General features: G+C 38.1%; 21 protein-coding genes. 18 read left to right on the top strand and 3 right to left on the bottom strand.

What is annotated here, in order from left to right; translation table 11 throughout:
* Window positions 1-147 precede the first annotated feature (147 nt).
* The 12 genes from JKP71_RS03495 (at window position 148) to recA (ending at window position 16,604) form a co-directional block, all read left to right on the top strand.
* A complete protein-coding gene (locus JKP71_RS03495) occupies window positions 148-1,803 on the top strand; it encodes a peptide ABC transporter substrate-binding protein (protein ID WP_200407049.1) in 1,656 nt (551 codons plus the stop codon).
* Window positions 1,804-2,125: 322 nt separating this feature from the next.
* Window positions 2,126-3,763: a peptide ABC transporter substrate-binding protein gene (locus tag JKP71_RS03500; protein ID WP_075524923.1), complete on the top strand. Its 1,638-nt coding sequence runs from the start codon at window positions 2,126-2,128 to the stop codon at window positions 3,761-3,763.
* A 79-nt stretch (window positions 3,764-3,842) separates the two neighbouring features.
* Window positions 3,843-4,754 carry an ABC transporter permease gene (locus JKP71_RS03505; RefSeq protein WP_075524834.1) on the top strand — a complete coding sequence of 304 codons (912 nt, stop codon included), beginning with the start codon at window positions 3,843-3,845 and terminating at the stop codon, window positions 4,752-4,754.
* A gap of 16 nt (window positions 4,755-4,770) precedes the next feature.
* Entirely contained in the window at window positions 4,771-5,802 is a 1,032-nt protein-coding gene (locus JKP71_RS03510) for an ABC transporter permease (protein WP_075524833.1), read from the top strand.
* A gap of 2 nt (window positions 5,803-5,804) precedes the next feature.
* Window positions 5,805-6,860 (top strand): ABC transporter ATP-binding protein, encoded by a 1,056-nt coding sequence (locus tag JKP71_RS03515; RefSeq protein WP_075524832.1) that lies wholly within the window; start codon window positions 5,805-5,807, stop codon window positions 6,858-6,860.
* A complete protein-coding gene (locus tag JKP71_RS03520) occupies window positions 6,850-7,791 on the top strand; it encodes an ABC transporter ATP-binding protein (protein ID WP_308430921.1) in 942 nt (313 codons plus the stop codon). The genes JKP71_RS03515 and JKP71_RS03520 overlap by 11 nt, the downstream gene beginning before the upstream one ends.
* A 229-nt stretch (window positions 7,792-8,020) precedes the next feature.
* Window positions 8,021-9,592: a peptide chain release factor 3 gene (locus JKP71_RS03525; protein WP_200407051.1), complete on the top strand. Its 1,572-nt coding sequence runs from the start codon at window positions 8,021-8,023 to the stop codon at window positions 9,590-9,592.
* A 253-nt stretch (window positions 9,593-9,845) separates the two neighbouring features.
* Window positions 9,846-11,489 (top strand): degradosome RNA helicase CshA, encoded by a 1,644-nt coding sequence (gene cshA / locus JKP71_RS03530; protein ID WP_075524829.1) that lies wholly within the window; start codon window positions 9,846-9,848, stop codon window positions 11,487-11,489.
* A gap of 137 nt (window positions 11,490-11,626) precedes the next feature.
* Window positions 11,627-12,538, top strand: a complete 912-nt coding sequence (era, locus tag JKP71_RS03535; protein WP_003131632.1) for a GTPase Era — start codon at window positions 11,627-11,629, stop codon at window positions 12,536-12,538.
* Between the two features lie 95 nt (window positions 12,539-12,633).
* Window positions 12,634-14,226, top strand: a complete 1,593-nt coding sequence (gene asnB, locus JKP71_RS03540) for an asparagine synthase B (protein ID WP_200407052.1) — start codon at window positions 12,634-12,636, stop codon at window positions 14,224-14,226.
* Between the two features lie 211 nt (window positions 14,227-14,437).
* Window positions 14,438-15,262, top strand: a complete 825-nt coding sequence (gene mutM, locus JKP71_RS03545; protein WP_200407053.1) for a DNA-formamidopyrimidine glycosylase — start codon at window positions 14,438-14,440, stop codon at window positions 15,260-15,262.
* A gap of 178 nt (window positions 15,263-15,440) precedes the next feature.
* Entirely contained in the window at window positions 15,441-16,604 is a 1,164-nt protein-coding gene (gene recA / locus JKP71_RS03550) for a recombinase RecA (protein WP_200407054.1), read from the top strand.
* Window positions 16,605-16,615: 11 nt separating this feature from the next.
* Here recA and JKP71_RS03555 read toward each other — a convergent pair whose 3' ends face one another.
* Window positions 16,616-17,980 carry an amino acid permease gene (locus JKP71_RS03555; RefSeq protein WP_075524824.1) on the bottom strand — a complete coding sequence of 455 codons (1,365 nt, stop codon included), beginning with the start codon at window positions 17,978-17,980 and terminating at the stop codon, window positions 16,616-16,618.
* Window positions 17,981-18,062: 82 nt separating this feature from the next.
* Window positions 18,063-19,433, bottom strand: a complete 1,371-nt coding sequence (locus JKP71_RS03560; protein ID WP_075524823.1) for an amino acid permease — start codon at window positions 19,431-19,433, stop codon at window positions 18,063-18,065.
* Between the two features lie 148 nt (window positions 19,434-19,581).
* Here JKP71_RS03560 and JKP71_RS03565 point away from each other — a divergent pair, with 148 nt between their 5' ends.
* The 3 genes from JKP71_RS03565 to JKP71_RS03575 all read left to right on the top strand — a co-directional run bounded on the left by JKP71_RS03565 (window position 19,582) and on the right by JKP71_RS03575 (window position 20,981).
* Window positions 19,582-19,965: a YlbF/YmcA family competence regulator gene (locus tag JKP71_RS03565; protein WP_200407055.1), complete on the top strand. Its 384-nt coding sequence runs from the start codon at window positions 19,582-19,584 to the stop codon at window positions 19,963-19,965.
* Window positions 19,949-20,263 (top strand): DUF2129 domain-containing protein, encoded by a 315-nt coding sequence (locus JKP71_RS03570; protein ID WP_196756710.1) that lies wholly within the window; start codon window positions 19,949-19,951, stop codon window positions 20,261-20,263. Before JKP71_RS03565 ends, JKP71_RS03570 begins: the two co-directional genes overlap by 17 nt.
* Window positions 20,264-20,462: 199 nt before the next feature.
* A complete protein-coding gene (locus JKP71_RS03575; protein WP_200407056.1) occupies window positions 20,463-20,981 on the top strand; it encodes a dithiol-disulfide isomerase in 519 nt (172 codons plus the stop codon).
* A gap of 61 nt (window positions 20,982-21,042) precedes the next feature.
* Here JKP71_RS03575 and JKP71_RS03580 read toward each other — a convergent pair whose 3' ends face one another.
* The gene (locus JKP71_RS03580; protein WP_075524820.1) at window positions 21,043-21,636 is read right to left on the bottom strand and encodes a CYTH domain-containing protein; all 594 of its coding nucleotides are present in this window, start codon (window positions 21,634-21,636) and stop codon (window positions 21,043-21,045) included.
* Window positions 21,637-21,924: 288 nt separating this feature from the next.
* Between JKP71_RS03580 and JKP71_RS03585 the strand changes: the two genes are divergently transcribed.
* Genes JKP71_RS03585 through JKP71_RS03595 form a run of 3 tightly spaced genes read left to right on the top strand, consistent with a single transcriptional unit; the run spans window position 21,925 to window position 24,268 of the window.
* Window positions 21,925-22,584: a GTP pyrophosphokinase gene (locus tag JKP71_RS03585; RefSeq protein WP_075524819.1), complete on the top strand. Its 660-nt coding sequence runs from the start codon at window positions 21,925-21,927 to the stop codon at window positions 22,582-22,584.
* Window positions 22,571-23,383 (top strand): NAD kinase, encoded by an 813-nt coding sequence (locus JKP71_RS03590; RefSeq protein WP_075524818.1) that lies wholly within the window; start codon window positions 22,571-22,573, stop codon window positions 23,381-23,383. The genes JKP71_RS03585 and JKP71_RS03590 overlap by 14 nt, the downstream gene beginning before the upstream one ends.
* Window positions 23,384-24,268, top strand: coding sequence for an RluA family pseudouridine synthase (locus tag JKP71_RS03595; RefSeq protein WP_200407057.1), 885 nt, complete (start codon window positions 23,384-23,386; stop codon window positions 24,266-24,268).
* Window positions 24,269-24,278 lie beyond the last annotated feature (10 nt).

The raw sequence follows: 24,278 nt of genomic DNA on the forward strand, positions 1-24,278 counted from the left end.
CCGACTTGTCAGTAGTTTTTTTACGTTAAATTATCAGAAAATACAGTATAATTATTGACAATTGAAAAAGAAGAGGGTATAATATTCCCACAGTTAAATTTTCAGAAAAATGAGAAAACTGCTATGAGAAATTTGAGGAGAAACGATATGAAAAAAAGACAAACTATTGGATTAACCACGGTTGCTTTGCTCACCACACTTGTGCTTGTGGCTTGCGGAAGTTCAAAAGAGAGCCAAGATAAAACAATTAAATTCTCGATTCCAACCGATGTGGCTTCACTTGATTCAACGATCCTGACAGATCAATATTCTTACACCATTGCTGGAAATGTAGAAGAAGGTTTGACCCGCGTAGATGCTAAAGGAGATGCTGCATTAGCACTGGCTAAAGCTATTGATGTCTCTAAAGACGGCTTGACCTATAAGATTACATTGCGTGATCATCTGAAGTGGTCAAACGGTGATAAGCTAACTGCTAAAGATTTTGTTTACGCTTGGCAGCGTGCTGTTAATCCAAAAACAGGTTCAGAATATGCCTACCTGCTAGGTGCTCTTTCAAATGCAAATGAGATTATCGCAGGAAAAGCCGCAGTTGATAAACTTGGTGTAAAAGCAGATAGTGAAACAAGCCTTACGGTCACGTTAGCCCAACCCACCCCATATTTTAAATTCTTGCTCTCACAAGCAGTGTATTATCCTTTAGATGAAAAAGTTGTCGAAAAATATGGCAAACAATACGGAACTTCTTCGGATAAAACGGTTTACAATGGTCCTTATATGTTTAAATCCGACAAAGGATGGACGGGGACAAACAAAACTTTTTCAATTTATGCCAATCCCAATTATTATGACAAAGGTTCCGTAAAGTCTAAACAAATTGACTTCCAAGTTATCAGTAATGCAAATACGGGAGCACAACTTTACAAACAAGGTAAATTGGACTTCACTTTCCTTCCTACCACGGATTTGATTGATGCGAATGAAAAGACCAAGGGCTATACTGTCTTCAAACAAGCTCGTACCGATTATATTGAATACAATCAATCAGGAAAAAATGCATCAAGTCCCGAAGCTCAAAAAGCGCTTGCTAATCAGAATATTCGAGAAGCGCTTAATTTAGCCACAAATCGCGAAGGGGTAATCAAAACAGCACTGCCTGGCTCTACTGTTGCCAAAAGCTTTACACCGGCAGGAATGAGTAAGACTTCAACAGGTGAAGATTTTGCGACTTACGCAAAGCAAGCGTATACCTATGATCCAGCCAAAGCAAAAACTTTATGGGAAAAAGGTCTCAAAGAAGTTGGTTTAACCAAGCTCACACTGAACTTTGAAGCGGCTGGGGATTTAGCACCTTCACAAGCTACTGCCAATTATCTGCAAACTGCCTACGAGCAAACCCTACCAGGACTAAAAGTGAATTTGAAGTTAGTGCCTTTTAAACAACGTTTAAATGATGCGCAAAATGGTAACTTTGATTTAGTTCTATCGGGTTGGGGAGGAGACTATGCTGAACCCTCGACTTTCTTGCAACTCTTTACGACAGGGCAATCTTACAATGATGGTAAATTCTCAAGTAAAGCTTATGATGCTGCATTTAAGGCAGCTACAACGACACCAGATGTTTTAAGTCCAGCTAAAGTTGATGAGCATTATAAAGCAGCAGAAGCGGCACTTTATCAAGGCTCATATGTTAACCCAGTAGATTTTCAGGCTAATCCTGCACTGTTGAACCCCAAGATTAAAGGTTTAGAATTCCACTCCACAGGATTATCTTACGATTTAAAAACGGCCTATCTCAAATAGAAACTCAAAAAGATAAGTTTTCAGAAAATTTATCTTTTTTATTGACAATTAAGTTAAGAATAAGTATAATACTTTTATAAAGAATTTTCAGAAAATAATGTTCAGCGATGGAAATTCAATATACATTTCAAAAAGTAAACGGTTGATATTTAAGCTTGTGAAATATTTCCGCTATAAAATATTTAAATGTTAAATTTTTGGAATATATATTCATTATACTTTACATTTTAGTTTGAATTAAGTATAATACCAATATAATAAATTTTCTGACAATAATAAAAATTACAAACGTCAGAGATCATTCATGAAAGAGGGAAATGACATGAAGACTTGGAAAAAGGTTACCTTAGGTACAGTAGCATTCGGCTCTGCCGCAGTGCTTGCAGCTTGTGGCAGTAATAACGCTAGTTCATCATCATCTTCTAAAGATATTCAATGGAACTTGACATCACCAATCCAAACATTGGATTCATCGTTGGCTACCGATACATATTCAAATATTATCATCGGTAATACAAATGCCGGTTTGACACGTACAGATAAAGATGGTAAGGCGCAACCAGAACTTGCAAAATCAGTTGATGTATCTGACGATGGCCTCACCTATACTTTCCATCTTCGTGACGGTTTGAAATGGTCAAATGGGGATGCCCTTACTGCAAAAGATTTTGTTTACTCATGGCAACGTGCAGTTGATCCTGCAACAGCATCTGAGTATGGTTATCTTCTTGGAGCAGTGAAAAATGCTAATGAGATTAACACAGGTAAAGCTGATAAATCAACTTTGGGTGTTAAAGCAACTGATGACAAAACACTTGTTGTTACATTGGCACAACCAACCCCTTACTTTGAATACCTGACAGCCAATTCTGTTTATTACCCACTCAACCAAAAAGTTGTTGAAAAATATGGTAAACAATATGGGACATCTTCAGAAAAGATGGTTTACTCAGGACCTTACAAGTTTGAAAAATCAAAAGGTTGGAACGGTTCAAACCAAACTTTCTCAATTGTGAAAAATGATGATTATTGGGACAAGAGTGCTGTGAAGACAAAAGAGATTGACTTCCAAGTGGTTCAAGATCCTAAAACCTCTTATAATTTATATAAACAAGGCAAAATTGCTCAAACGGGTATTGGTGATCCAGACCTCTACAAAGCAAATAAAGATAACAAAGATGTTGTTTCTTTGAAAGAAGCGACGACAGCTTACGTACAATACAACCAATCGGGTAAAAATAAAGCACTTGCAAATAAAAATATCCGTGAAGCCTTCAATTTAGCGACAGACCGTCAACAATATGTCGATACTGTAACGCCAGCTTCGAACCCAGCAACAGGTTTGACTCCAGCTGGAATGGCTCAAACAAATACAGGTGAAGACTTCGCAGAATATGCTGCACAACCATATAAATATGATGCAGCAGCAGCTAAAGAAGCATGGGAAAAAGGTCTGAAAGAAATCGGTGCAACTAAAGTAACATTGACATTGACAACTGATGATACTTCAGCATCTAAAGACTCAGCAACTTTCCTTAAACAAGCGTGGGAAAAACAACTTCCTGGTTTGACACTCAATATCAAGTCAGTACCATTCAAACAACGTTTGAATGATTCTACGACAGGAAACTTTGACATGGTTATCTCACTTTGGGGTGGCGACTATGCTGAACCTTCAACATTCCTTGATTTGTTTGTTAAAGATGGGCCAAATAATAATGGTAAGATTAATAATGTAACATATGATAATGCCATTAAAGCAGCTGAAACTACAGATGCCCTTGACCCTGCAAAACACTATGCAGACTACAAAGCGGCTGAAGAAGCGCTCTACAATGAATCAAATCTCAATCCACTTTACTTCCGTACAACACCAGTTCTGCGTGATGCTAATCTTAAAGGACTCGTATACGGATCAACTGGTTTGAACTATGATTTCAAAGCAGCTTATCTCAAATAATAGCAAAGATTTAGAGCAAGAAAGTTAGGATTGGCAGATTGCCAACCCTATCTTTTCGCTTAGATTAGGAAATTTTTTTATGGTTAAATATATTCTTAAACGTTTGGGACTCTTGCTTCTCACATTGTTCTTGATTGTGACGTTAACGTTCTTTATGATGCAGGTCATGCCGGGTACTCCGTTCTCCAATCCAAAGCTGACTCCGGATCAGTTAGAAATTTTGAAACATGCTTATGGCTTAGATAAGCCATTATGGCAACAATACTTCATTTATATTGGTCATATGTTTACTGGAAATTTTGGTACTTCATTTGTGTATACCAATCAACCAGTTCTTACTATGATTGCTCAACGCCTCCCTGTTTCTATGCAGCTTGGTGTTCAGGCTTTAATTGTTGGTACAATCTTGGGAGCTTTCATGGGGAAAGCTTCTGCCCGTCGTAAAAATGGCGTTTTAGATGGTATCTTCGGGTTCGTTTCTGTGCTTGGTATCTCTGTTCCTTCTTTTGTAATTGGTACATTAATTTTGCTTTACTTTGGCTTTAATATGAATTTATTTCCAATTTCAGGATGGGGAAGTTTTTCACAGACGATCATGCCTACTTTGGCACTTTCCTTTGCCCCAATGGCCGTTGTAACGCGTTTTGTACGCTCAGAAATGATTGAATCACTCTCCTCAGATTACATTTTGTTGGCGCGTGCCAAAGGACTATCTGAGAAAGAGGTAGTTAACAAACACGCTTTACGTAATTCTTTAATCCCTATGTTGACTTTGATTGGCCCTATGGCAGCGAACCTATTGACAGGTTCAGTTTTGATTGAAAAAATCTTTTCAATCCCTGGAATTGGATCTCAGTTTGTAGATTCAATCCCAGCCAAAGATTTCCCAGTCATCATGGCAACTACTATTGTTTATGCGGTTATCTTAATGGTGTTTATCTTAGTTACGGATATTCTCACAGCCATTGTAGATCCACGAGTACGTCTCTAGAAAGGGTTTGAAGAAAATGGAAAATGTAAATAAAGACTTCACCCTTGTTGGTTCAAAGGGTTCAGATTCAACAGAAAAAATTGCAAAACCAGCTTTGAGTTTCTTTCAAGATGCTTGGCGTCGTTTTAAGAAAAATAAAGTTGCTTTAGTGGCAATGTGGATTATTGCTATCACTCTTGTATTTTCGGTCATTTCAGCTGTGGTTGTGCCTCAATCCAAAGCGAACTATTTTGATCCAAATAAATCGCAAGTTTATGGAAATCTACCACCCAAACTTTCTGGCGATTTGCCTTTTTGGAATGGTGAATTTAAAGCTCCAGGTTCAACCACCCGTTCTGATGTTTATCAAGAACAAGGGGTAGAAAAAGGTAAGAGTTATGTCTTTGGGACTGACAAATATGGGCGTTCCTTAGCTAAACGGACAATTGTTGGTTTGCGCATATCGTTGATTATTGCTCTTGCTGCAGCACTGATTGACCTAGTAATTGGGGTGACCTATGGGATTATTTCCGGCTGGATGGGCGGAAAAGTCGATATGGTCATGCAACGGATTATTGAAATCATCCAATCTGTACCTAACTTAGTTGTGGTAACAATGCTTGCCCTACTCTTAGGACAAGGGATTTCATCAATTATTATTGCGATTGGTCTATTTGCATGGACCGGGATGGCCAGGCAGGTACGGAACATGGTTCTCTCCTATAAGGAGCGTGACTTCGTCTTGGCCTCAAAAACTTTAGGACAATCTACTTGGAAAATCGCTACAAAACATTTGTTGCCAAATGTTTCTGGAGTCATTGTGGTTCAAATCATGTTTGATATTCCAAGTATGATCATGTATGAAGCAGTTTTATCTGCAATTAATCTAGGGGTTAAACCTCCGACATCTTCTCTTGGTACATTGATTAATGATGGGATTGCAAGCTTACAATTTTATCCCTTCCAGCTGATTATCCCAGCCATAGTATTGTCTGTATTATCGTTAACTTTCATTTTCTTTGGTGACGGTTTACGTGATGCCTTTGACCCTAGAGCAAGTGAGGACTAAAAATGACAGAAGAAAAAGTATTAGAAGTAAAAAATTTGCATGTCAATTTCCACACTTACGCTGGAGATGTAAAAGCAATCCGAAATGTTTCTTTTGATTTAGAAAAAGGGCAGACGCTAGCAATTGTTGGCGAATCAGGCTCTGGAAAATCAGTAACGACAAAAACATTGATGGGCCTAAATGCAAAGAATGCAGAAATTCCAGAGGGAGAGTTGCTCTTCAAGGGGCGGAACTTGCTGGATTTAAAGGAAGAAGAATGGCAAAAAATTCGTGGAAATGAAATTTCAATGATTTTTCAGGATCCGATGACTTCATTGGACCCTACCATGCGTATTGGCAAACAAATTGCTGAGCCAATGTTAAAACATAATAAAGGCATGAGCAAAGCTGCAGCAATGAAGCGTGCCTTAGAATTGATGCAACAAGTGGGTATCCCTGATGCTGAGCAGCATATTAATGATTACCCTCACCAATGGTCAGGGGGGATGCGCCAGCGTGCGGTAATTGCAATCGCTCTTGCGGCTGACCCTGAAGTTTTAATTGCAGATGAACCAACAACAGCCTTAGATGTAACCATTCAAGCGCAAATTATGCATATGATGGCCGAATTGCAAGAAAGAATTAATTCATCAATTGTCTTCATTACCCACGACCTTGGTGTAGTTGCTGGATTTGCACACAAAGTAGCCGTGATGTACGCAGGAGAAATTGTAGAATATGGGACAGTTGAAGAAATTTTCTATAATCCCCAACATCCTTATACTTGGGGACTTCTGGATTCTATGCCGACGGTTGATTCTTCGGTAGATCGCTTGGTTTCTATTCCAGGTACTCCACCAGATTTGTTAAACCCGCCCAAAGGCGATGCTTTTGCAGCACGTAATAAATTTGCCTTAGCGGTAGACTTTGAGGAAGAACCTCCTTATTTTGAAGTTTCTCCCACTCATTTTGCCAAAACTTGGCTTTTAGACCCACGAGCACCGAAGGTGACGCCTTCTGATAATATCTTAGCACGCTGGAAACGCTGGGAAGAATTGAAAGGGGAAATTGATGCCTGAACGTAAAAAAGTAATTGAATTGAAGGACCTTGATTTGACTTTTAATAAAGGCAAAAAAGGTGCAAACAAGGCCATTAACAACGTTTCTCTGGATATTTATGAGGGAGAAACGTTTGGATTGGTTGGTGAATCGGGTTCGGGTAAGACAACAATTGGTCGAGCAATTCTTAAACTTTATGATAATTTCATTACTGGTGGAGAAATTCTCTTTGAAGGTAAAGATGTTCGTAATTTAAAAGGATCAGATTTGCGTGATTACCGTTCAGAAGCACAAATGATTTTCCAAGATCCTCAGGCTTCGCTTAATGGACGAATGCGCGTCAAAGATATCGTCGCTGAAGGACTTGATGCCAATGGTTTGGTAAAAACTAAGGCTGAACGTGATGCTCGTGTATTGGAACTCTTACGTTTAGTTGGGTTGAATGATGACCATTTGACGCGTTATCCTCATGAGTTTTCTGGCGGACAACGTCAACGGATTGGGATTGCGCGTGCACTTGCCGTAAAACCTAAATTTGTCGTAGCTGATGAACCTATTTCTGCGCTTGATGTTTCAATTCAAGCTCAGGTTGTTAATTTGATGAGAGATATTCAAGCAAAAGAAAATTTGACTTACTTGTTTATTGCTCATGATTTATCGATGGTTAAATATATTTCTGACCGAATTGGAGTCATGCACTGGGGTAAAATTTTGGAAGTTGGAACTTCTGAGCAAGTTTACAATCATCCAATTCATCCTTATACTAAGAGTTTGTTGAGTTCAATTCCGTCACCAGACCCTATTTCTGAGCGGGAACGTACTCCAATTGTTTATGACCCAACGGCTGAATTGGATGGACAAGAACGTGAAATGCGGGAAATTACCCCAGGACATTTTGTTTTCTCAACAGAAGCAGAGGCAGAAATTTACAAGAAAAACGCTACTGTATAAATAAAAAATTTAATGATAAAACAATTAGTTTTGCTGATTGTTTTTTCTTTTGTTTAATTACCCATCGGATAAATTTTTTAACGCTTTAGTTTGTTGGTAAGATTTATAAAAATCAACTATAAAATCAGGACAAATTTTGATATAATTAAAAGAACTATTTTTTTGAGGCTTAACCAATGTAAAATAAATTAAAAATATAAATGAATAATTAAAGAAAAAGAGAGTATAAATGACTTTACAAGAAGAAATAAAAAAACGCCGGACTTTTGCCATCATCAGTCACCCGGATGCTGGTAAAACGACGATTACAGAACAATTATTGAAATTTGGGGGAGCCATTCGGGAAGCGGGGACTGTAAAAGCTCGTAAAACGGGTAATTTTGCTAAGTCAGACTGGATGGATATTGAAAAAGAACGTGGAATTTCTGTAACAAGTTCTGTCATGCAATTTGATTATGCGGGCAAACGTGTTAATATCTTGGACACGCCTGGGCACGAAGATTTCTCAGAAGATACTTACCGAACATTGATGGCAGTTGATGCTGCGGTCATGGTTATCGACAGTGCTAAAGGGATTGAAGCACAAACGAAAAAACTTTTCCAAGTTGTAAAACGCAGAGGGATTCCGGTTTTCACTTTCATTAATAAACTTGACCGTGATGGACGTGAACCGCTTGATTTACTTTCTGAATTGGAAGAAATTCTTGGAATTGCGAGTGTACCAATGAATTGGCCAATCGGAATGGGGAAAAATTTTCAAGGTCTTTATGATTTTACGCATGGTCGTGTGGAAGTTTATCAACCTGAGGATGGCAAACGTTTTGTTGAATTTGATGAAAATGGGGAAGTGCCGGCTAGTCATCCTTTGACAAAAAATCCATTCTTTACTCAAGCTTTAGAAGATGCTGAATTACTTTTGGATGCAGGGAATCAATTTTCTGAGGAAGAAGTTGTTGCAGGGCAATTGACACCAGTTTTCTTTGGTTCGGCTTTAACGAGTTTTGGGGTAGAAACTTTCCTTGAAACATTTTTAGAATATGCACCAGAACCTCATTCACACAAAACGGTGGACGAAGAAGAAATTGAACCTTTAAATCCTGATTTTTCTGGTTTTATTTTCAAAATCCAAGCCAATATGGACCCACGTCACCGTGACCGAATTGCATTTGTTCGGATTGTATCTGGTGAATTTGAACGAGGAATGGATGTTAATCTTGTTCGGACGGGTAAGAAAGTGAAACTCTCAAATGTCACACAATTTATGGCTGAATCGCGAGAAAATGTTGAGAATGCTGTAGCTGGTGATATTATTGGGGTTTATGATACTGGAACTTATCAGGTTGGGGATACCTTAACCACAGGTAAATTGAAAAAAGCTTTTGAGCCATTGCCAACATTTACTCCTGAATTGTTCATGCGTGTTCAAGCCAAAAATGTGATGAAACAAAAATCTTTTCAAAAAGGCATTGACCAATTGGTACAAGAAGGAGCCATTCAGCTTTACAAATCTTATACAACTGGTGATATCATGCTTGGCGCGGTTGGGCAACTTCAATTTGAAGTCTTTAAAGACCGAATGGAACGCGAATATAATTCTGAAACTATCATGACACCAATGGGGTCAAAAACAGTACGTTGGATTAAAGAAGAAGATTTGGACGAAAAGATGTCTAGTTCACGTAATATTTTGGCACGAGATCGTTTTGACCACCCTTTATTCTTGTTTGAAAATGAGTTTGCCATGCGCTGGTTCCAAGATAAATATCCTGATGTGGAATTGCTAGAACAGTTTTCGGTGTAAGATTTAAAGAGCGTTTAAGACTGCTTTTAACTTTTAAAATACATGTTAAGAAGTTACTGACAGAGCTGTCAGTAACTTTTTAATGAAAAATAATTTAAAAAAATAAATGGCGTAAGCATTTTCAGCGAAAAAAGTGTGCTATAATAGGTAAGTTACGTCAGGCGAGTCACATAAATTTCGCCTGTAGCAAGGGTTTCGTACCCTGTAATAAAAATTTTGGCGTGGGAACACGCAGTAGAAATATAGGTAAAAAATGAAATTTAGTGAACTCGGCCTGTCAGAAGGAATCGTAAATACACTTACAGAGATTGGTTATGAGCAACCAACACCAATCCAAGAACAAACAATAAAACTTGCACTTGAAGGGCGTGACGTTCTAGGTCAAGCGCAAACAGGAACTGGTAAAACAGCGGCATTTGGTCTTCCAACAATTGAAAAAATTGATGCTTCTAATCCAGCGATTCAAGCACTTGTTATTGCGCCAACCCGTGAACTTGCGGTTCAAGGACAAGAAGAACTTTTCCGTTTTGGTAAATCAAAAGGACTTAAAGTTCGTACTGTCTTTGGTGGTTCAAGTATTGAAAAACAAATTAAAGGCCTTAAAGCTGGTGCACATATTGTTGTGGGAACACCAGGACGTTTGGTTGACTTGATTAAACGTAAAGCAATTAAATTGGATCAACTTGAAACTTTAATTCTTGATGAAGCAGATGAAATGTTGAACATGGGATTTTTGGAAGACATCCATTTCATCATTGAAAAAACACCAGAAAATCGTCAAACATTGCTCTTTTCTGCAACAATGCCTGCCGACATCAAAAAAATTGGTGTGAAATTCATGAAAAATCCTGAACACATCAAAATTGCAGCCAAAGAAATGACGGCTGACCGTATTGATCAATATTATGTGAAAACAAAAGAATTTGAAAAATTTGATGTTTTGACTCGTTTGCTTGATGTGGAACGTCCAGAACTTGCAATTGTTTTCGGTCGTACAAAACGCCGTGTTGACGAATTGATTCGTGGGCTTAAATTGCGCGGTTACCGTGCTGAAGGAATGCACGGTGATTTAGACCAAAATAAACGTTTGGCCGTATTGCGTGATTTCAAAGCAGGACATATTGACGTTTTGGTTGCAACTGACGTTGCTGCTCGTGGACTCGACGTGTCAGGAGTTACTCACGTTTATAACTACGACATTACTCAAGACCAAGAAAGCTATGTTCACCGTATCGGTCGTACCGGTCGTGCTGGTAAATCAGGACGTTCAGTAACATTTGTTTCATACAACGAAATGGGTTACCTTCGTGCCATTGAAAAATTGACAAACAAACCAATGAAAGGCTTGAAACCACCTACAAAAGAAGAAGCTTATGAAGCTTCACTTTCAGTAGCTATGGATGATGTGCTTCGTGATTTGTCTGATGACTCAGCTAAAGCAAAATTGGCTAAATTTGACAAACAAGCAGCGAGCCTACTTGAAAAATTTGATGCTAAGGAATTGGTTGCTTTACTTCTTCAAGGTCGCGTAAAAGACCCTGATAATCAAGAAGAAGTTAAGATTACAGCTGAACGTCCATTGCCATTTAATGGTGAAGGAAAAGGCTTCAAGAAAAAAGGTAAAGGTGGCGGCGGACGCTATAAAGGTCGTGGAAATGGCGACCGTGATGGAAACCGTGGCGGCTACCGTGGCAATCGTGATGGTAAAGATGGCGAACGCGGTGGAGATCGCAAACGCAACTGGAAAGACCGTGATGATAACCGTGGAGGTTACCGTGGAAAACGTGATGACCGTCGTTTTGACGATCGTAAACAAGGAGAAAAAACTCCTCGTAAGCGTACCACAGGAACTGAAAAATCAGCTGGCTTCGTAATGCGTAGCCGTGGCGATAAATAAGACTAATAAAAATTCACTGACCAAGCTGTCAGTGAATTTTTTAACTTCAGATTGCTGACCGGTCCATCAGTAAACCTTCCTCGCTCTTCTTTGAGAATGTTACTTTAAAATAACTGATTTTATGCTATAATAGCGCTATGACAAATAACAAATTTAAATCAGGATTTGTGGCGATTTTAGGTCGTCCAAATGTTGGAAAATCAACATTTATGAACCACGTGATGGGACAAAAAATTGCCATCATGTCAGATAAACCTCAAACAACAAGAAATAAAATTCAAGGCATTTATACTACAGAAAATGAACAAATTGTTTTCATTGATACGCCGGGTATTCACAAACCACACAATGCTTTAGGCGATTTCATGGTTCAATCTGCTTATTCGACTTTACGTGAATGTGATGTCGTTTTGTTCATGGTTGCGGCTGATGAACCACGTTCAACCGGTGAAAATATGATTATTGAGCGCTTGAAAAAGGCAGAAGTTCCTGTCATTTTGGTCGTCAATAAAATTGATAAAATTCATCCTGACCGTCTTTTTGAAATTGTGGCCGATTATACTTCACAAATGGAGTTTTCTGAAGTGGTTCCCATCTCAGCTAAACAAGGGAATAATACAGAAAGATTAATTGATACGCTCTCTGAAAAATTGGACGAGGGTCCTCAATATTTCCCAGAAGATCAAATCACTGACCATCCTGAGCGTTTTCTTGTTTCAGAAATGATTCGTGAAAAAATCTTATTATTAACTCGGGAAGAAGTTCCACATTCAATCGCGGTCACTACTGATCAAATGACGCGTGATGAAGAAACGGGTAAGATTCATATCATGGCAACAATTATTGTTGAACGCAAGAGCCAAAAAGGGATTATTCTTGGTAAAGGCGGCGATATGATTCGTAAAATCGGAAAAATGGCGCGTCGAGATATTGAAATTATGCTTGGGGATAAAGTTTATCTTGAAACTTGGGTTAAAATCAAAAATGACTGGCGCGACCGAAAAATGGATTTAGCGGACTTTGGCTACAATCGTGATGATTATATGTAATGAAAATAGCGAAGCTTCGCTATTTTTTGTTTTATTATGAAATTTACAGACAATTGTGATATAATGTTGAAAATTATAATTATTTGGGGGATATTATGTGCGGATTTTTATTTATGGAGTTGTCTGATTTAACAGAGGAAGACTTTAAAAGGAATTTGGAATTGATTGAGCATCGAGGACCAGATGACCAACAGCATGTTCGTGATACTTTGGGAAATGATTTTGGTTTTTGCCGGCTTTCAATCATGGATTTATCAGACTTGGGACGTCAGCCCTTTGGCTTGAATGGCAAAAGAGTGATGTGTAATGGTGAAATCTATAACTTTTTAAGTCTCCGTAAGTTCTTTGAAACAAAAGGTTATAAATTTACTGGTGATTCTGACTGTGAGGTTCTTTTACCACTTTTTGAAACTACTGGAATCGAAATAATGGTAAAAATGCTTGATGCTGAATTTGCTTTTGTCTTGGTTGATGAAAACACTGCTGAAATTTTTGCCGCTCGTGACCCATTTGGGATTCGTCCACTTTTTTATGGTTATAATAAAGTAACTGGCAAAATTTCGTTTTCATCCGAAGCCAAAGCACTAATTTCAACATGTAATGATGTGACACCATTTCCTCCAGGTTACTACTATGCCAATGGTGAATTTCATGTTTTTAATGACATTGCTGAGGTTTCAACAATTGTTGAAGAACCTTTGGCTGAAATTTCAGGACATATTCGTCGCAAATTGGAACGTGCAGTCAAAAAACGTCTTCATGCAGATGCTCCAATGGGCTATCTCTTGTCAGGGGGGTTAGATTCATCATTGGTTTGTGCGATTGCAGCTAAGGAATTAGAAAGTCCAATCAAAACCTTTGCTATTGGAATGGAAACCGATCCGATTGATTTGAAATATGCTCGTGAAGTGGCAGATTTCTTACGAACTGACCATACCGAAATTCTGATGACAAAAGAAGATGTCCTTTCATCAGTCCGTGAAGTGATTTGGCACTTAGAAACATGGGATATCACAACTATTCGGGCTTCTATTGGCATGTATTTAATCTGTAAATATATTCATGAGAATACAGAACTGAAAGTTTTGATGACTGGTGAAGTTTCTGATGAAATGTTTGGTTATAAATATACTGATTTTGCTCCATCAGCTGGTGCCTTTCAAAAAGAAGCCCAAAAACGAGTGCATGAACTTTATATGTATGACGTCCTGCGGGCTGACCGCTGTTTAGCGGCTCATGCTCTTGAAGCGCGTGTTCCTTTTGCTGATTTGGATTTTGCGGCCTATGTCATGTCTATTAATCCCAGCAGAAAATTGAATACTTATGGCAAAGGGAAATATCTTTTGCGTCATGCTTTTGAAGGCACTGAACTATTGCCAGATGAGATTTTATTCAGAGAAAAAGCTGCTTTTTCTGACGCTGTTGGTCACTCAATGGTTGACTATTTAAAAGAATTTGCTGACGAAAAATATTCTGATGAAGATTTAGCAAAAGCCAGTGAAAAGTATCCAAAACATACACCATTTACCAAAGAATCATTAATGTATCGTGAGATTTTTGAAGAATTTTATCCAGGATATGAAGATTGGATTCTTGATTTTTGGATGCCAAATCGCGATTGGGTTGGGGCAGGAGTTACTGATCCATCAGCTCGCGTCTTATCAAATTATGGTGATTCTGGAAAGTAATTTTCAAAAGTCAAAAGACAAAAAATTGTTTAAGAAATGGTAAAATAGTCACTGGCCCCTAAAAAAGGGGACCTTTAAAATTGAGGTATTATCGTTCTCAATTCATAGAGAGAAAAAGAAGGATAAGAGATGTTTTAAAGGAGGAGCGGTGCTGGTTTTGCCGTTTTTTTACTGACAGACTAGTCAGTAGTTTTCGAGGAGGGAGGTGACTATGCCAGAATTACCAGAAGTTGAAACAGTCAGACGAGGACTGGAGAAAGAAGTAGTTGGTCTACCTATTCGAGGGATTGAGGCGACGTATCCCCGGATGGTTTTAACGGGATTTGAACAACTTCAAAAAACCTTGCAAGGGCAAACAATTACAGGAATTTCACGACGTGGCAAGTATTTAATCTTTGAAATCGGAGAGCACTGGCGCTTAATTTCACATCTGAGAATGGAGGGGAAATATCGTCTTGCGGTGCTTGATGAGCCCTTGAGAAAACATGACCATTTGTCAATTAAATTTGATGATAAGCAGTTGATCTACTCTGACGTTCGTAAGTTTGGAACTTGGGAGCTTATACTTACTGACCAATTGGTCAGCTACTTTCTTCAAAAGAAAATTGGTCCAGAGCCTACTTATGAAGCATTCGATGAAGAGATATTCAGAGGAAAATTAAGAAAATCGACGAAAAAGATAAAACCTTATCTATTGGAACAAAGCCTTGTCACAGGTTTGGGAAATATTTATGTTGATGAGGCCCTTTGGTATTCTAAAATCCATCCCGAAACACGAGCAAATCTACTTGATGACAGAGCCGTGCATGAGTTACACGACGCAATCATAGAGCTATTACAAAAAGCTGTTCGCTTAGGTGGATCGAGCATTCGAACTTATAGTGCCCTAGGCACAACTGGGAAAATGCAAGATGAATTGCAAGTCTACGGAAAAGCAGAAACTCCTTGTTCTCGGTGCGGAACAAAAATTCAAAAAATTAAAGTTGGAGGTCGGGGTACCCATTTTTGCCCAACTTGTCAAATAAAAATTGGCTGACAGCTTGATCAGTTCGTCTAACTTTTGAACGCGAATTACCCTTGAATCAAGAATTTTAAAAATTAAATTAAAAGTGACAAATGTAAGATAAAAACGTATAGATGAAGTATAGAGGGCTTATAAAAAGTCTCGAAAAATGCTATAATTAAACCATAATAAAGAATAACGGAGATAAAATTTGGCAACAAAGAAAAAAACAAATTTTGATGATATTACCAAAAAATATGGCGCTGAGCGTGACAAAGCTTTGGCAGATGCACTTGCTCTGATTGAAAAAGACTTTGGGAAAGGTTCACTTATGCGTCTTGGCGAAGCAGCCAACCAAAAAGTGTCAGTAGTAAGTTCAGGCTCACTTGCACTTGATATTGCGCTTGGTGCAGGTGGTTATCCTAAAGGACGTATCGTTGAAATCTATGGACCAGAATCTTCTGGTAAAACAACAGTTGCGCTTCATGCCGTTGCAGCGGTTCAAAAAGAAGGTGGCATTGCAGCCTTTATCGATGCTGAAAATGCGCTTGACCCAGAATATGCAAAAGCGCTCGGTGTCAATATCGATGAACTTTTACTTTCACAACCAGACTATGGTGAACAAGGGCTTCAGATTGCTGAAAAATTGATTACATCTGGTGCAGTTGACTTGGTTGTTATTGACTCAGTTGCAGCTTTGGTACCTAAAGCCGAAATTGACGGTGAAATTGGTGACAGTTCAGTTGGGCTTCAAGCTCGTATGATGTCACAAGCCATGCGTAAACTTGCAGGACATATTAATAAAACAAAAACAACAGCAATTTTCATCAACCAATTGCGTGAAAAAGTTGGGGTTATGTTTGGTTCGCCAGAAACAACACCTGGTGGTCGTGCGTTGAAATTCTATGCATCTGTACGTCTTGATGTTCGTGGATCAACAAAGATTGAAGAAGGGTCTGGCGATAATAAGACTCAAGTGGGTAAAGAAACAAAAATCAAAGTTGTAAAAAATAAAGTCGCTCCACCATTCAAAGTCGCATTAGTTGATATTATGTTTGGTGAAGGAATCTCAAAAACAGGTGAATTACTAAAAATTGCTGTCGATGAGGGGATTATCAAGAAATCAGGGGCTTGGTTTGCTTACAACGATGAGAAAATTGGTCAAGGAGCTGAAAAAGCTAAAGCATTCCTCAAGGAACATCAAGAAATTTTTGATGAAATCGACCACAAAATTCGTTCTACACATGGTCTCTTAGGCGATACAGAGGGTGTAGAGGAGACGAACGATGGGACAACTGCTAAAACGAAAACCTCTAAAGCTAAAAAGACTGATTCAGCAGAATCAGAAGAAATTGAACTAGAACTTGAAGACTAAAAAACAGCTGTTTATTCAGCTGTTTTTGTTTTTCTAAAGAAGGTTATTAAGCCAAAAATTACAATCCAAATAACTGAACCAATTGCTGGAACAACAGTATCTTTGAAGAAAAAGAGAGAGATGAAAATTAAAATAAAGCCTCCTATTGCTATAGGTACAAAGAAAGATGCACCCGGAAGAACGAATCCTTCTGGATCGAAATCACTCGATTTCCGATATTTCAAATAAGCAAGTAGGGTCATTAAATAAACAACTAAGAAGAGATTTGTGGCTACACTTGTGATAAAAACAAAAGCATTAGAGATTGCAGGTATCATCGAAATGAACGGCGTTAATAAAATCAATATAGCGGTGCAAAGCAGTGCATTGAGAGGAATGCCAGATTTTGAAAACTTAGTAAAAGGCTTCAAAATTTTATCTCCATTTATTTTAGATAAAGAATATAAATTTCGTGTTGTAGAAAAGAGAGCTGAATTTAAAGCTGATGCTGCGGAGGTGAGCACCACAAAATTAATTAGAGCTGCTGCCCATTTAATCCCTATTAATTGGAAAATCATAACAAAGGGTGACTGGTCCGCTGGGATTTCTTGCCACCGATAGATACTCATAATTGCTAACAAAGCCCCTATATAAAATAAAACAATCCGAATTGGGATTTGATTAATCGCCTTCTTTAAAGTAGTTCTAGGATTTTCAGTTTCTGCAGCAGTCATTCCGATAAATTCCATTGCTACGAAAGCAAACATGACCATTTGAAAGCTTTCAAAAAATTTAGATAGACCATTCGGAAAAAACTGGAAGCCATCTGAAATATTTCGCAAACTTACAGTGTCTGCTCCAGTGTGGTAATGGCTGAACATTAAAATGATGGCGGTTAATATCAAACCAATAATCGCTACGATTTTGATCATCCCAAACCAAAATTCTGCCTCCCCAAAAAATCTTGAGTTGAGGGTGTTCAAACCAGTCAATAAGGCTAATACTACCACTTCGGTAATCCAGACGGGGATACCGGGGAGCCAAAAATGCATATAAGTACCGATCGCAGTAAGTTCAGCCATTGCTACAAAGACAACAACGAGGAGGTACGACCATTGGATAAAGTAACCAGGTTTGGTCCCTAAATAACGGGAAACGAAATTTAAAAAAGAATGTTGATTCGGGTCTTGATATAACATCTCACCAATAGCACGTAGAAGCACAAACATCAATGCGCCGATGACTAGATAAACAAAAATAATAGAAGGTCCAGTAAGATGGATGGATTTTCCCGCTCCAAGGAACAGACCTGTTCCTATTGTTCCCGCAATTGCAATGAGTTGTATATGACGATTTTTAAGCCCACGTGTGGGTGTTTTGTTTTCTTTTGTAGTCATTTATAAGATACTCCTTAAGAAATATTATACTCCACTTTAAGGAGATTTTCATGCACGATCTTGTAAGTCAGCTGGAAGAGTTTTATATTCTTTTAAAGTAGGAGAAGAGTCCGAAGAAAATCGTCCATACTACGGCGCCAACAGCAGGGTAGAGCGTATCCTTGCTAAAGAAAAGCGAGATGAAGATGAGCATGAAAATAAGAAAAACTAAGGGAACAAAATATTTAGCTTTGGGAGTCAGAAAACCTTGCGGATCAAAATCTTGTGATTTACGATACTTATAAAAAGTATAAAGTTGTATGAAATAAACGACTAAAAATAAGTTTGTTGTACATGATGCTGCAAAATCAAAGGCATTTTGTATTTGAGGGATTAAAGTCAGCACGGGTCCAAAAAGAGCGAGAGCAGTGACTAAATAGAGGGAATTGAGTGGAATACCATTTTTGGAGAGTGTCGTGAAAATACCCAGTCTTCCTTTGTTATGTTGCTGTGCGAGGGAATACATATTACGAGTAGCTGAAAAAAGGGAACTGTTTAGAGCAGAGGCAGCAGAAGTAAGGACAACAAAATTCACTAGAGCAGCTGCCCACTTAATACCAATAAGTTGGAAAACCATGACAAAAGGAGAGCGATCAGCGGGAAGAACATGCCAGTCAAAAATTGCCATGATTGAAAGGAGCGCTCCCACATAAAAAATCAGAATTCTAATAGGAATTTGATTAATCGCTTTAGGAAGAGTCTGTTGTGGGTTTGAGGTCTCAGCAGCAGTCATACCAATGAATTCCATAGAAGTAAAAGCGAACATAACCATTTGCAGTGCACCAATAAAATTCCATACCCCTTTAGGAAAAAACTGGAAGTGATAAGTGATATTGGAGAGAGAAACAGAACCATTGAAGTGCTGTCCATGTAGGACAGTTGTATAACTAAAATGATTGAGCAGTAAGATAAGAGCTGTTAAAATCATTCCTAAAATAGCAGCTACTTTGATAATCGCAAACCAAAATTCAGTTTCACCGAAAAATCGAGCATTCAGAGTATTTAAGCTAAATAAAAGAAGTAATGCAACAATTTCAATGAGCCAGAGAGGAACGTGTGGTAACCAAAACTGAATATAGGTGCCAATTGCAGTCAGTTCGGAGATGCAAACAAAAACGAGGACCAGCCAGTAGGACCATTGGGAAAAGTAACCTAATCGAGGACCAGAATATTTGGTAACAAAGTTGAGAAAGCTATGTTGTGTTGGATCTTGATAGAGCATTTCTCCAATAGTTCTCAGGAAGATGAACATGGCTACCCCAATAACCAGATACGCAAAGAGTATGGAAGGACCGGTCATACTTATGGTTTTTCCCGCTCCAAGAAATAATCCAGTACCAATCGTTCCCGCAATTGCAATAAGTTGTATATGACGATTTTGCAGACCTCTTTGTGGAGCTTTATTTTTTTCCATGATAATTCCTTTTAATTTTTCTGATAATTTTTGAATAATATGAATAATATTATATCAAAATTGGTTCTCTTGTTTCAAGTCTGATTTTATTTGTTAGTAATTGGGTATGGCCAATGTTCGCTTTTCACATTTATGTTATAATAAAAGTATGTTAATCATTGATGAAGATCTCATAGAAATAGATGATTTAGTTGAAAATATCGTCCAAGCTTTTAGCTGCTTTCCCGAAGTTGAGGCTTATCGTCATGCTAAAACTAAGTTTACTGAAGATGAAATCTTACAAAAAAAAATCACTCAGCTCAATGAAAATCAGAAATATATCGCTTTTCGCCCAGAATTGAGAGCCTTACAAAAGGAAATCAATACTAACGATAAAGTTTATGCTTTACGCCTTGCTGAAAACGACGTTCAAGCTATTTTATCAGATTTAACCAAGGCAATCACTCAAAGTATTTCTGACAATATTTATGTAGACGAAAATTTACCACTGAAAGGAGGACGGCATGAGCGACATCATGGACATCATGGATAAGAAAACAACACGTCCCTTAATCGTGCCGGAGCGGGTAGCAGTATATGTTTACTGCTATTCATATAAAGGAACACGCCAGTTAGCTAAATATGGTGATGTAGTTTATACGAGCCAAAAATCTAATTATAGTCTATTATATACTGACAAAGAGGATTTACCTGATCTTTTAAAAAAACTTAAGACTTTAAAATTTGTAAAACGTGTGCGTGTGGGTCACTTGAAAGAATTGGACAAAAATTTTTCGGAGGCATTTGCCCAAACGAATCTTGAAGTTAAAGAAGCATTAGAGAGTTTGTAAGAATAGATAAAAAGGCATTTTGTATATTATTTGAGTGACTGTCTTTTTTTTGTTAAGATGGTTTGAGGGGAAGAACTTCAATGGGAAGTATCCTTAGATTTAATCTTGAAAGATAGGTAAAAGTGAGCGCGAGATGTATTCTTTAGAATTATAGTAAATTCGCACTTAAATAAATTAGTTTAGTCAAGGAAATAATTATATGTTGGAGATTCATTATTACTTTACACCAATATTGGATCGGATGGAGACTTTCGATCAAAATGATTGGTATCTTAATCCTATTGTTACTTTAGCAACGGCCAAAGCTCTCAGAGATGCTCAAGATTTGCCAAAGGACGTATGCTCACTGAATGCTTGTTATGATCGGCTAGAAAAGATTTCACTGGACTTTTTAACCGTTAATCTCTACGGTAGAAAGCAAGGACGACTTTACTTACTGCTACTCCAGGAATTATTGGAAGAATCAACAATTTTAGATTATACTGGACAACTGCGTCAGAAAATATTGAGTAAAATTGGAGTTTCCACTGCTGACTTCTTAGAGTATCGTTCTTTTGCAAAGAAACATCTGTCTTTGATGCTCCAACAGTTTCGTAGATACGAATTTGAAGGCGCACCAGCGGCTCTGATAATGACGGAAGAAGAGTGCTTACAGGTAGAAAATTGTTCACATAACGTTTTGCAAAATTATTTACATCACATTGAAAAAACCGCCTGATACAGTGCGGTTTTTTTGTGTAGAAGTTGTCAATTTGAAGATTTGATATTTATTTTGAGGGTTATTTTTTTAAGTGACGCAAGCAATCCAAAAAGCGGACTACTTTTGACTTAGAAAAGCGATATTCCACACGATTTTTTTCCAAGAATTCGAAGAAATCTTTTTTCCCTTGTTTATTATCATCTACTTCCAATTCTAGCTCATAATCAGTATGTCCTAAATAGTCATTTTTATCTAAAGCGGCAAGACCTATTGGTAAATGTTGCTCATAACGAATGGTTGTGAGACTTCCGATAAGTGTAATTTCATCAAGATTGATATCCCGTGCAGTTAAAATTTCACAAATTTCGCTTAAATCAGTATGACCACAGACAATGTTGCGTTCTCCAAGGAGCTGTTGTGCTTCCTCAAGGGTAAGATCAATGTTATATTCAATATTCCCAACTTCTTGAGGCACTTTTAAGGTCATTTCAGCAGATTTGTCGAAAGTTCGGATCCGTAAAGCAAGTTTTTTCTTACGTAATTTAAAGTCTTTAGAATCTAAGTAGTGGTTTGTCTGTCTGACGGGGGTGACATGAGTGAAAAGTTTTTTTAACTGGTCATACTCTGCGAGGGATAGTAGCGACTTATACTCAATCTCCAAATTCGTGCTCATTTTTTAATAATATTAGGATCATTTCGGCTCGAAATAATCGTTCCTTTCAGATTTGATAAACAATATATTAATTAAAAGTATAGCAAAACCCACGATAGAAGTAAAGATAATAAAAAATAACGGCTTAAAGAATAGATCTGATGAGCTTTTCTATGAGATAGTAACAGATGTCAAGAATCGTAAGTTGTGTTAAAATATTATAAGTGGCATTATAGAAGTACTGATGAATTTAGAGTCTAGATTCTCAGAAAGGAGAATGTAAAGTAATAGCTTTGCAGCGTGAAATAGATGTTTAACTGGGAAGAATTTCTTGATCCTTATATCCAAACTGTTGGTGAATTAAAAATAAAATTACGAGGAGTACGGAAACAATACTTAAAAAAGGGACTTTATTCTCCAATTGAATTTGTAACTGGTCGAGTGAAACGACGTGATTCAATTATAAAAAAAGCGAAGTTACGTGGCTATACACGGGATAATCTCTATGAGATGGAAGATTTGGCCGGGATACGAGTAATGGTTCAATTCGTTGACGATGTGTGGGATGTTCTAGAACTTTTACGTAAGCGTAAAGACTTCAAAATTATTGAGGAACGCGATTACATTAACAATCAAAAAGCCTCTGGTTACCGTTCTTATCATGTAATCATCGAGTATCCGATTGATACTATTGATGGCTTCCAGATTGTGAATGCTGAGATACAGATACGTACCTTAGCAATGAATTTTTGGGCGACTATTGAGCACTCTCTAAATTACAAATACGGTGGTTTGATTCCTGAAGATGTTAAAGAGCGACTGACTAATGCAGCAAGAGAAGCAGCACAGCTTGATGCAGAAATGGGTGAGATACGTGAAGATATTCAAGAAGCCCAACTGCTCTTTGATCGTCCACAGCAGAAACAAGATATAAAGAAAGAAAACGGAGAAGAAGATGAACTTTGGTAAAAAAATCTGGCTCATCGGTAATACGAGTGAAAAATCGAAGAAAACGATGGAAAAATTGAGTAAGATTTTAAAAGCCGAGCACTTCCTTTTCGATGATATTAATCCAGATATTGTCATATCTGTGGGCGGCGATGGGACACTTTTGCGTGCCATGCATATGTATGAATATCAGCTTAATCGTGTGAGATTTTTGGGTGTACATACGGGGCATTTGGGGTTCTATACAGATTTTACTGATGAGGATCTTTTTGAAGTAGTAGATGCGCTATATGAAGAAAATCCAGCTAAAGCTATCCATTATCCCTTGATAAAAGTTCAAGTTAATTTTGCAGATGGTTACCAAATTGTTCGTCATGTTCTTAATGAATCAACTATTCGTCGAGCTAGCAAAACAATGGTGGGCGACGTACGGATTTCTGATTATCTTTTTGAACGTTTTCGGGGAGATGGTCTTTCTATTTCGACTCCCACGGGATCAACTGCCTATAATAAGTCGATTGGTGGTGCTGTCGTTCACCCTCGTGTGAAGGCGATGCAAGTAGCCGAGATTGCGAGTCTTAACAATGTGGTTTACCGTACACTGGGCTCGCCTATGATTGTCGCTGAGAAGGATATTATCACGGTCTGCCCCGCTCCAGAAGATGATTACAGTTTAACTTTTGATCAATTAACTTTTGAGTACAAAAACATTAAATCTATCGAATACAGTTTAGATGGCACGACAATTTCTTTTGCCAACTGTGCACATACTTCATTTTGGGAACGTGTAAGTAAGGCTTTTATTGGGGAGGTCGAATAAATGGAATTCTCCTTTACAAACGATATTGACGGCAATATGGTTAAGTCAATGCTCGGACGTCATGGAATTTCCAAACGCTTGCTCGCGAAGGTAAAGTTTGATGGAGGTAGAATTTCAGTAAATGGTATAGAAAGAAATGCGATTTATCGTCTTAGAAAAGATGATGTCGTGACCCTTACCGTACCAGATGAACCTAACAATGAGAAATTACTCCCTGAGGAGGTGCCCTTAAACATCCTTTTTGAAGATGAACATTATCTGGTTGTAGAAAAGCCAGCGGGAAAACCCTCTATCACAGGATCTCTTCACCCGGCAGGGGCCATGTCCAACGCGATAAAAGGATACATTACTCAGAAAAATTATCCAAATCAAACGGTCCATATCATTACGCGGTTAGATCGTGATACGAGTGGCTTAATGTTTTTTGCTAAACATCGTTATGCTCATGCTTTGATGGTTCAGCATCGTTACCGAGATACATTGGAAAAACGTTATTTTGCGCTCGTTTCCTCTGAAGGTTTGCCTGATAAAGGAAAGATGGATTGGCCGATTGGTCGACGCGATGATTCAATTATTCAGCGGCAAGTTCGATTTGATGGTCAAGCAAAATCTGCACTGACGACTTTTGAAGTTGCTGATAGAAAAAACGGTTTAGCTTTAGTTGATGTGACGCTCCATACAGGGCGCACGCATCAAATCCGGGTACATTTTTCGCATCTTGGTTACCCCTTAATAGGAGATGATCTTTATGGGGGCAATCATGAGCTGATAAAGCGGCAAGCACTGCATTGCCATCATTTACAATTTCTGCATCCCTTTACTGAGCAAATGATTCAGGTTGAATTAGAGCTTCCTGACGAGATGAAAAATTTACTGAGCGTATGAAAAAAGTTAC

The organism is Lactococcus taiwanensis, from assembly GCF_014905395.1.
In the GTDB taxonomy this organism is placed as follows: Bacteria; Bacillota; Bacilli; order Lactobacillales; family Streptococcaceae; genus Lactococcus; species Lactococcus taiwanensis.

Excerpts from the sequence above, each read along its gene's own strand:
- asnB (WP_200407052.1), top strand. The coding sequence starts at position 12,634 with ATGTGCGGATTTTTATTTATGGAGTTGTCTGATTTAACAGAGGAAGAC.
- JKP71_RS03565 (WP_200407055.1), top strand. The coding sequence starts at position 19,582 with ATGTTAATCATTGATGAAGATCTCATAGAAATAGATGATTTAGTTGAA.
- JKP71_RS03555 (WP_075524824.1), bottom strand. The coding sequence starts at position 17,980 with ATGACTACAAAAGAAAACAAAACACCCACACGTGGGCTTAAAAATCGT.
- JKP71_RS03500 (WP_075524923.1), top strand. The coding sequence starts at position 2,126 with ATGAAGACTTGGAAAAAGGTTACCTTAGGTACAGTAGCATTCGGCTCT.
- mutM (WP_200407053.1), top strand. The coding sequence starts at position 14,438 with ATGCCAGAATTACCAGAAGTTGAAACAGTCAGACGAGGACTGGAGAAA.
- JKP71_RS03595 (WP_200407057.1), top strand. The coding sequence starts at position 23,384 with ATGGAATTCTCCTTTACAAACGATATTGACGGCAATATGGTTAAGTCA.
- JKP71_RS03560 (WP_075524823.1), bottom strand. The coding sequence starts at position 19,433 with ATGGAAAAAAATAAAGCTCCACAAAGAGGTCTGCAAAATCGTCATATA.
- JKP71_RS03580 (WP_075524820.1), bottom strand. The coding sequence starts at position 21,636 with ATGAGCACGAATTTGGAGATTGAGTATAAGTCGCTACTATCCCTCGCA.
- JKP71_RS03570 (WP_196756710.1), top strand. The coding sequence starts at position 19,949 with ATGGACATCATGGATAAGAAAACAACACGTCCCTTAATCGTGCCGGAG.
- cshA (WP_075524829.1), top strand. The coding sequence starts at position 9,846 with ATGAAATTTAGTGAACTCGGCCTGTCAGAAGGAATCGTAAATACACTT.
- JKP71_RS03495 (WP_200407049.1), top strand. The coding sequence starts at position 148 with ATGAAAAAAAGACAAACTATTGGATTAACCACGGTTGCTTTGCTCACC.
- era (WP_003131632.1), top strand. The coding sequence starts at position 11,627 with ATGACAAATAACAAATTTAAATCAGGATTTGTGGCGATTTTAGGTCGT.
- JKP71_RS03505 (WP_075524834.1), top strand. The coding sequence starts at position 3,843 with ATGGTTAAATATATTCTTAAACGTTTGGGACTCTTGCTTCTCACATTG.
- JKP71_RS03590 (WP_075524818.1), top strand. The coding sequence starts at position 22,571 with ATGAACTTTGGTAAAAAAATCTGGCTCATCGGTAATACGAGTGAAAAA.
- JKP71_RS03585 (WP_075524819.1), top strand. The coding sequence starts at position 21,925 with ATGTTTAACTGGGAAGAATTTCTTGATCCTTATATCCAAACTGTTGGT.
- JKP71_RS03515 (WP_075524832.1), top strand. The coding sequence starts at position 5,805 with ATGACAGAAGAAAAAGTATTAGAAGTAAAAAATTTGCATGTCAATTTC.
- JKP71_RS03575 (WP_200407056.1), top strand. The coding sequence starts at position 20,463 with ATGTTGGAGATTCATTATTACTTTACACCAATATTGGATCGGATGGAG.
- JKP71_RS03525 (WP_200407051.1), top strand. The coding sequence starts at position 8,021 with ATGACTTTACAAGAAGAAATAAAAAAACGCCGGACTTTTGCCATCATC.
- JKP71_RS03510 (WP_075524833.1), top strand. The coding sequence starts at position 4,771 with ATGGAAAATGTAAATAAAGACTTCACCCTTGTTGGTTCAAAGGGTTCA.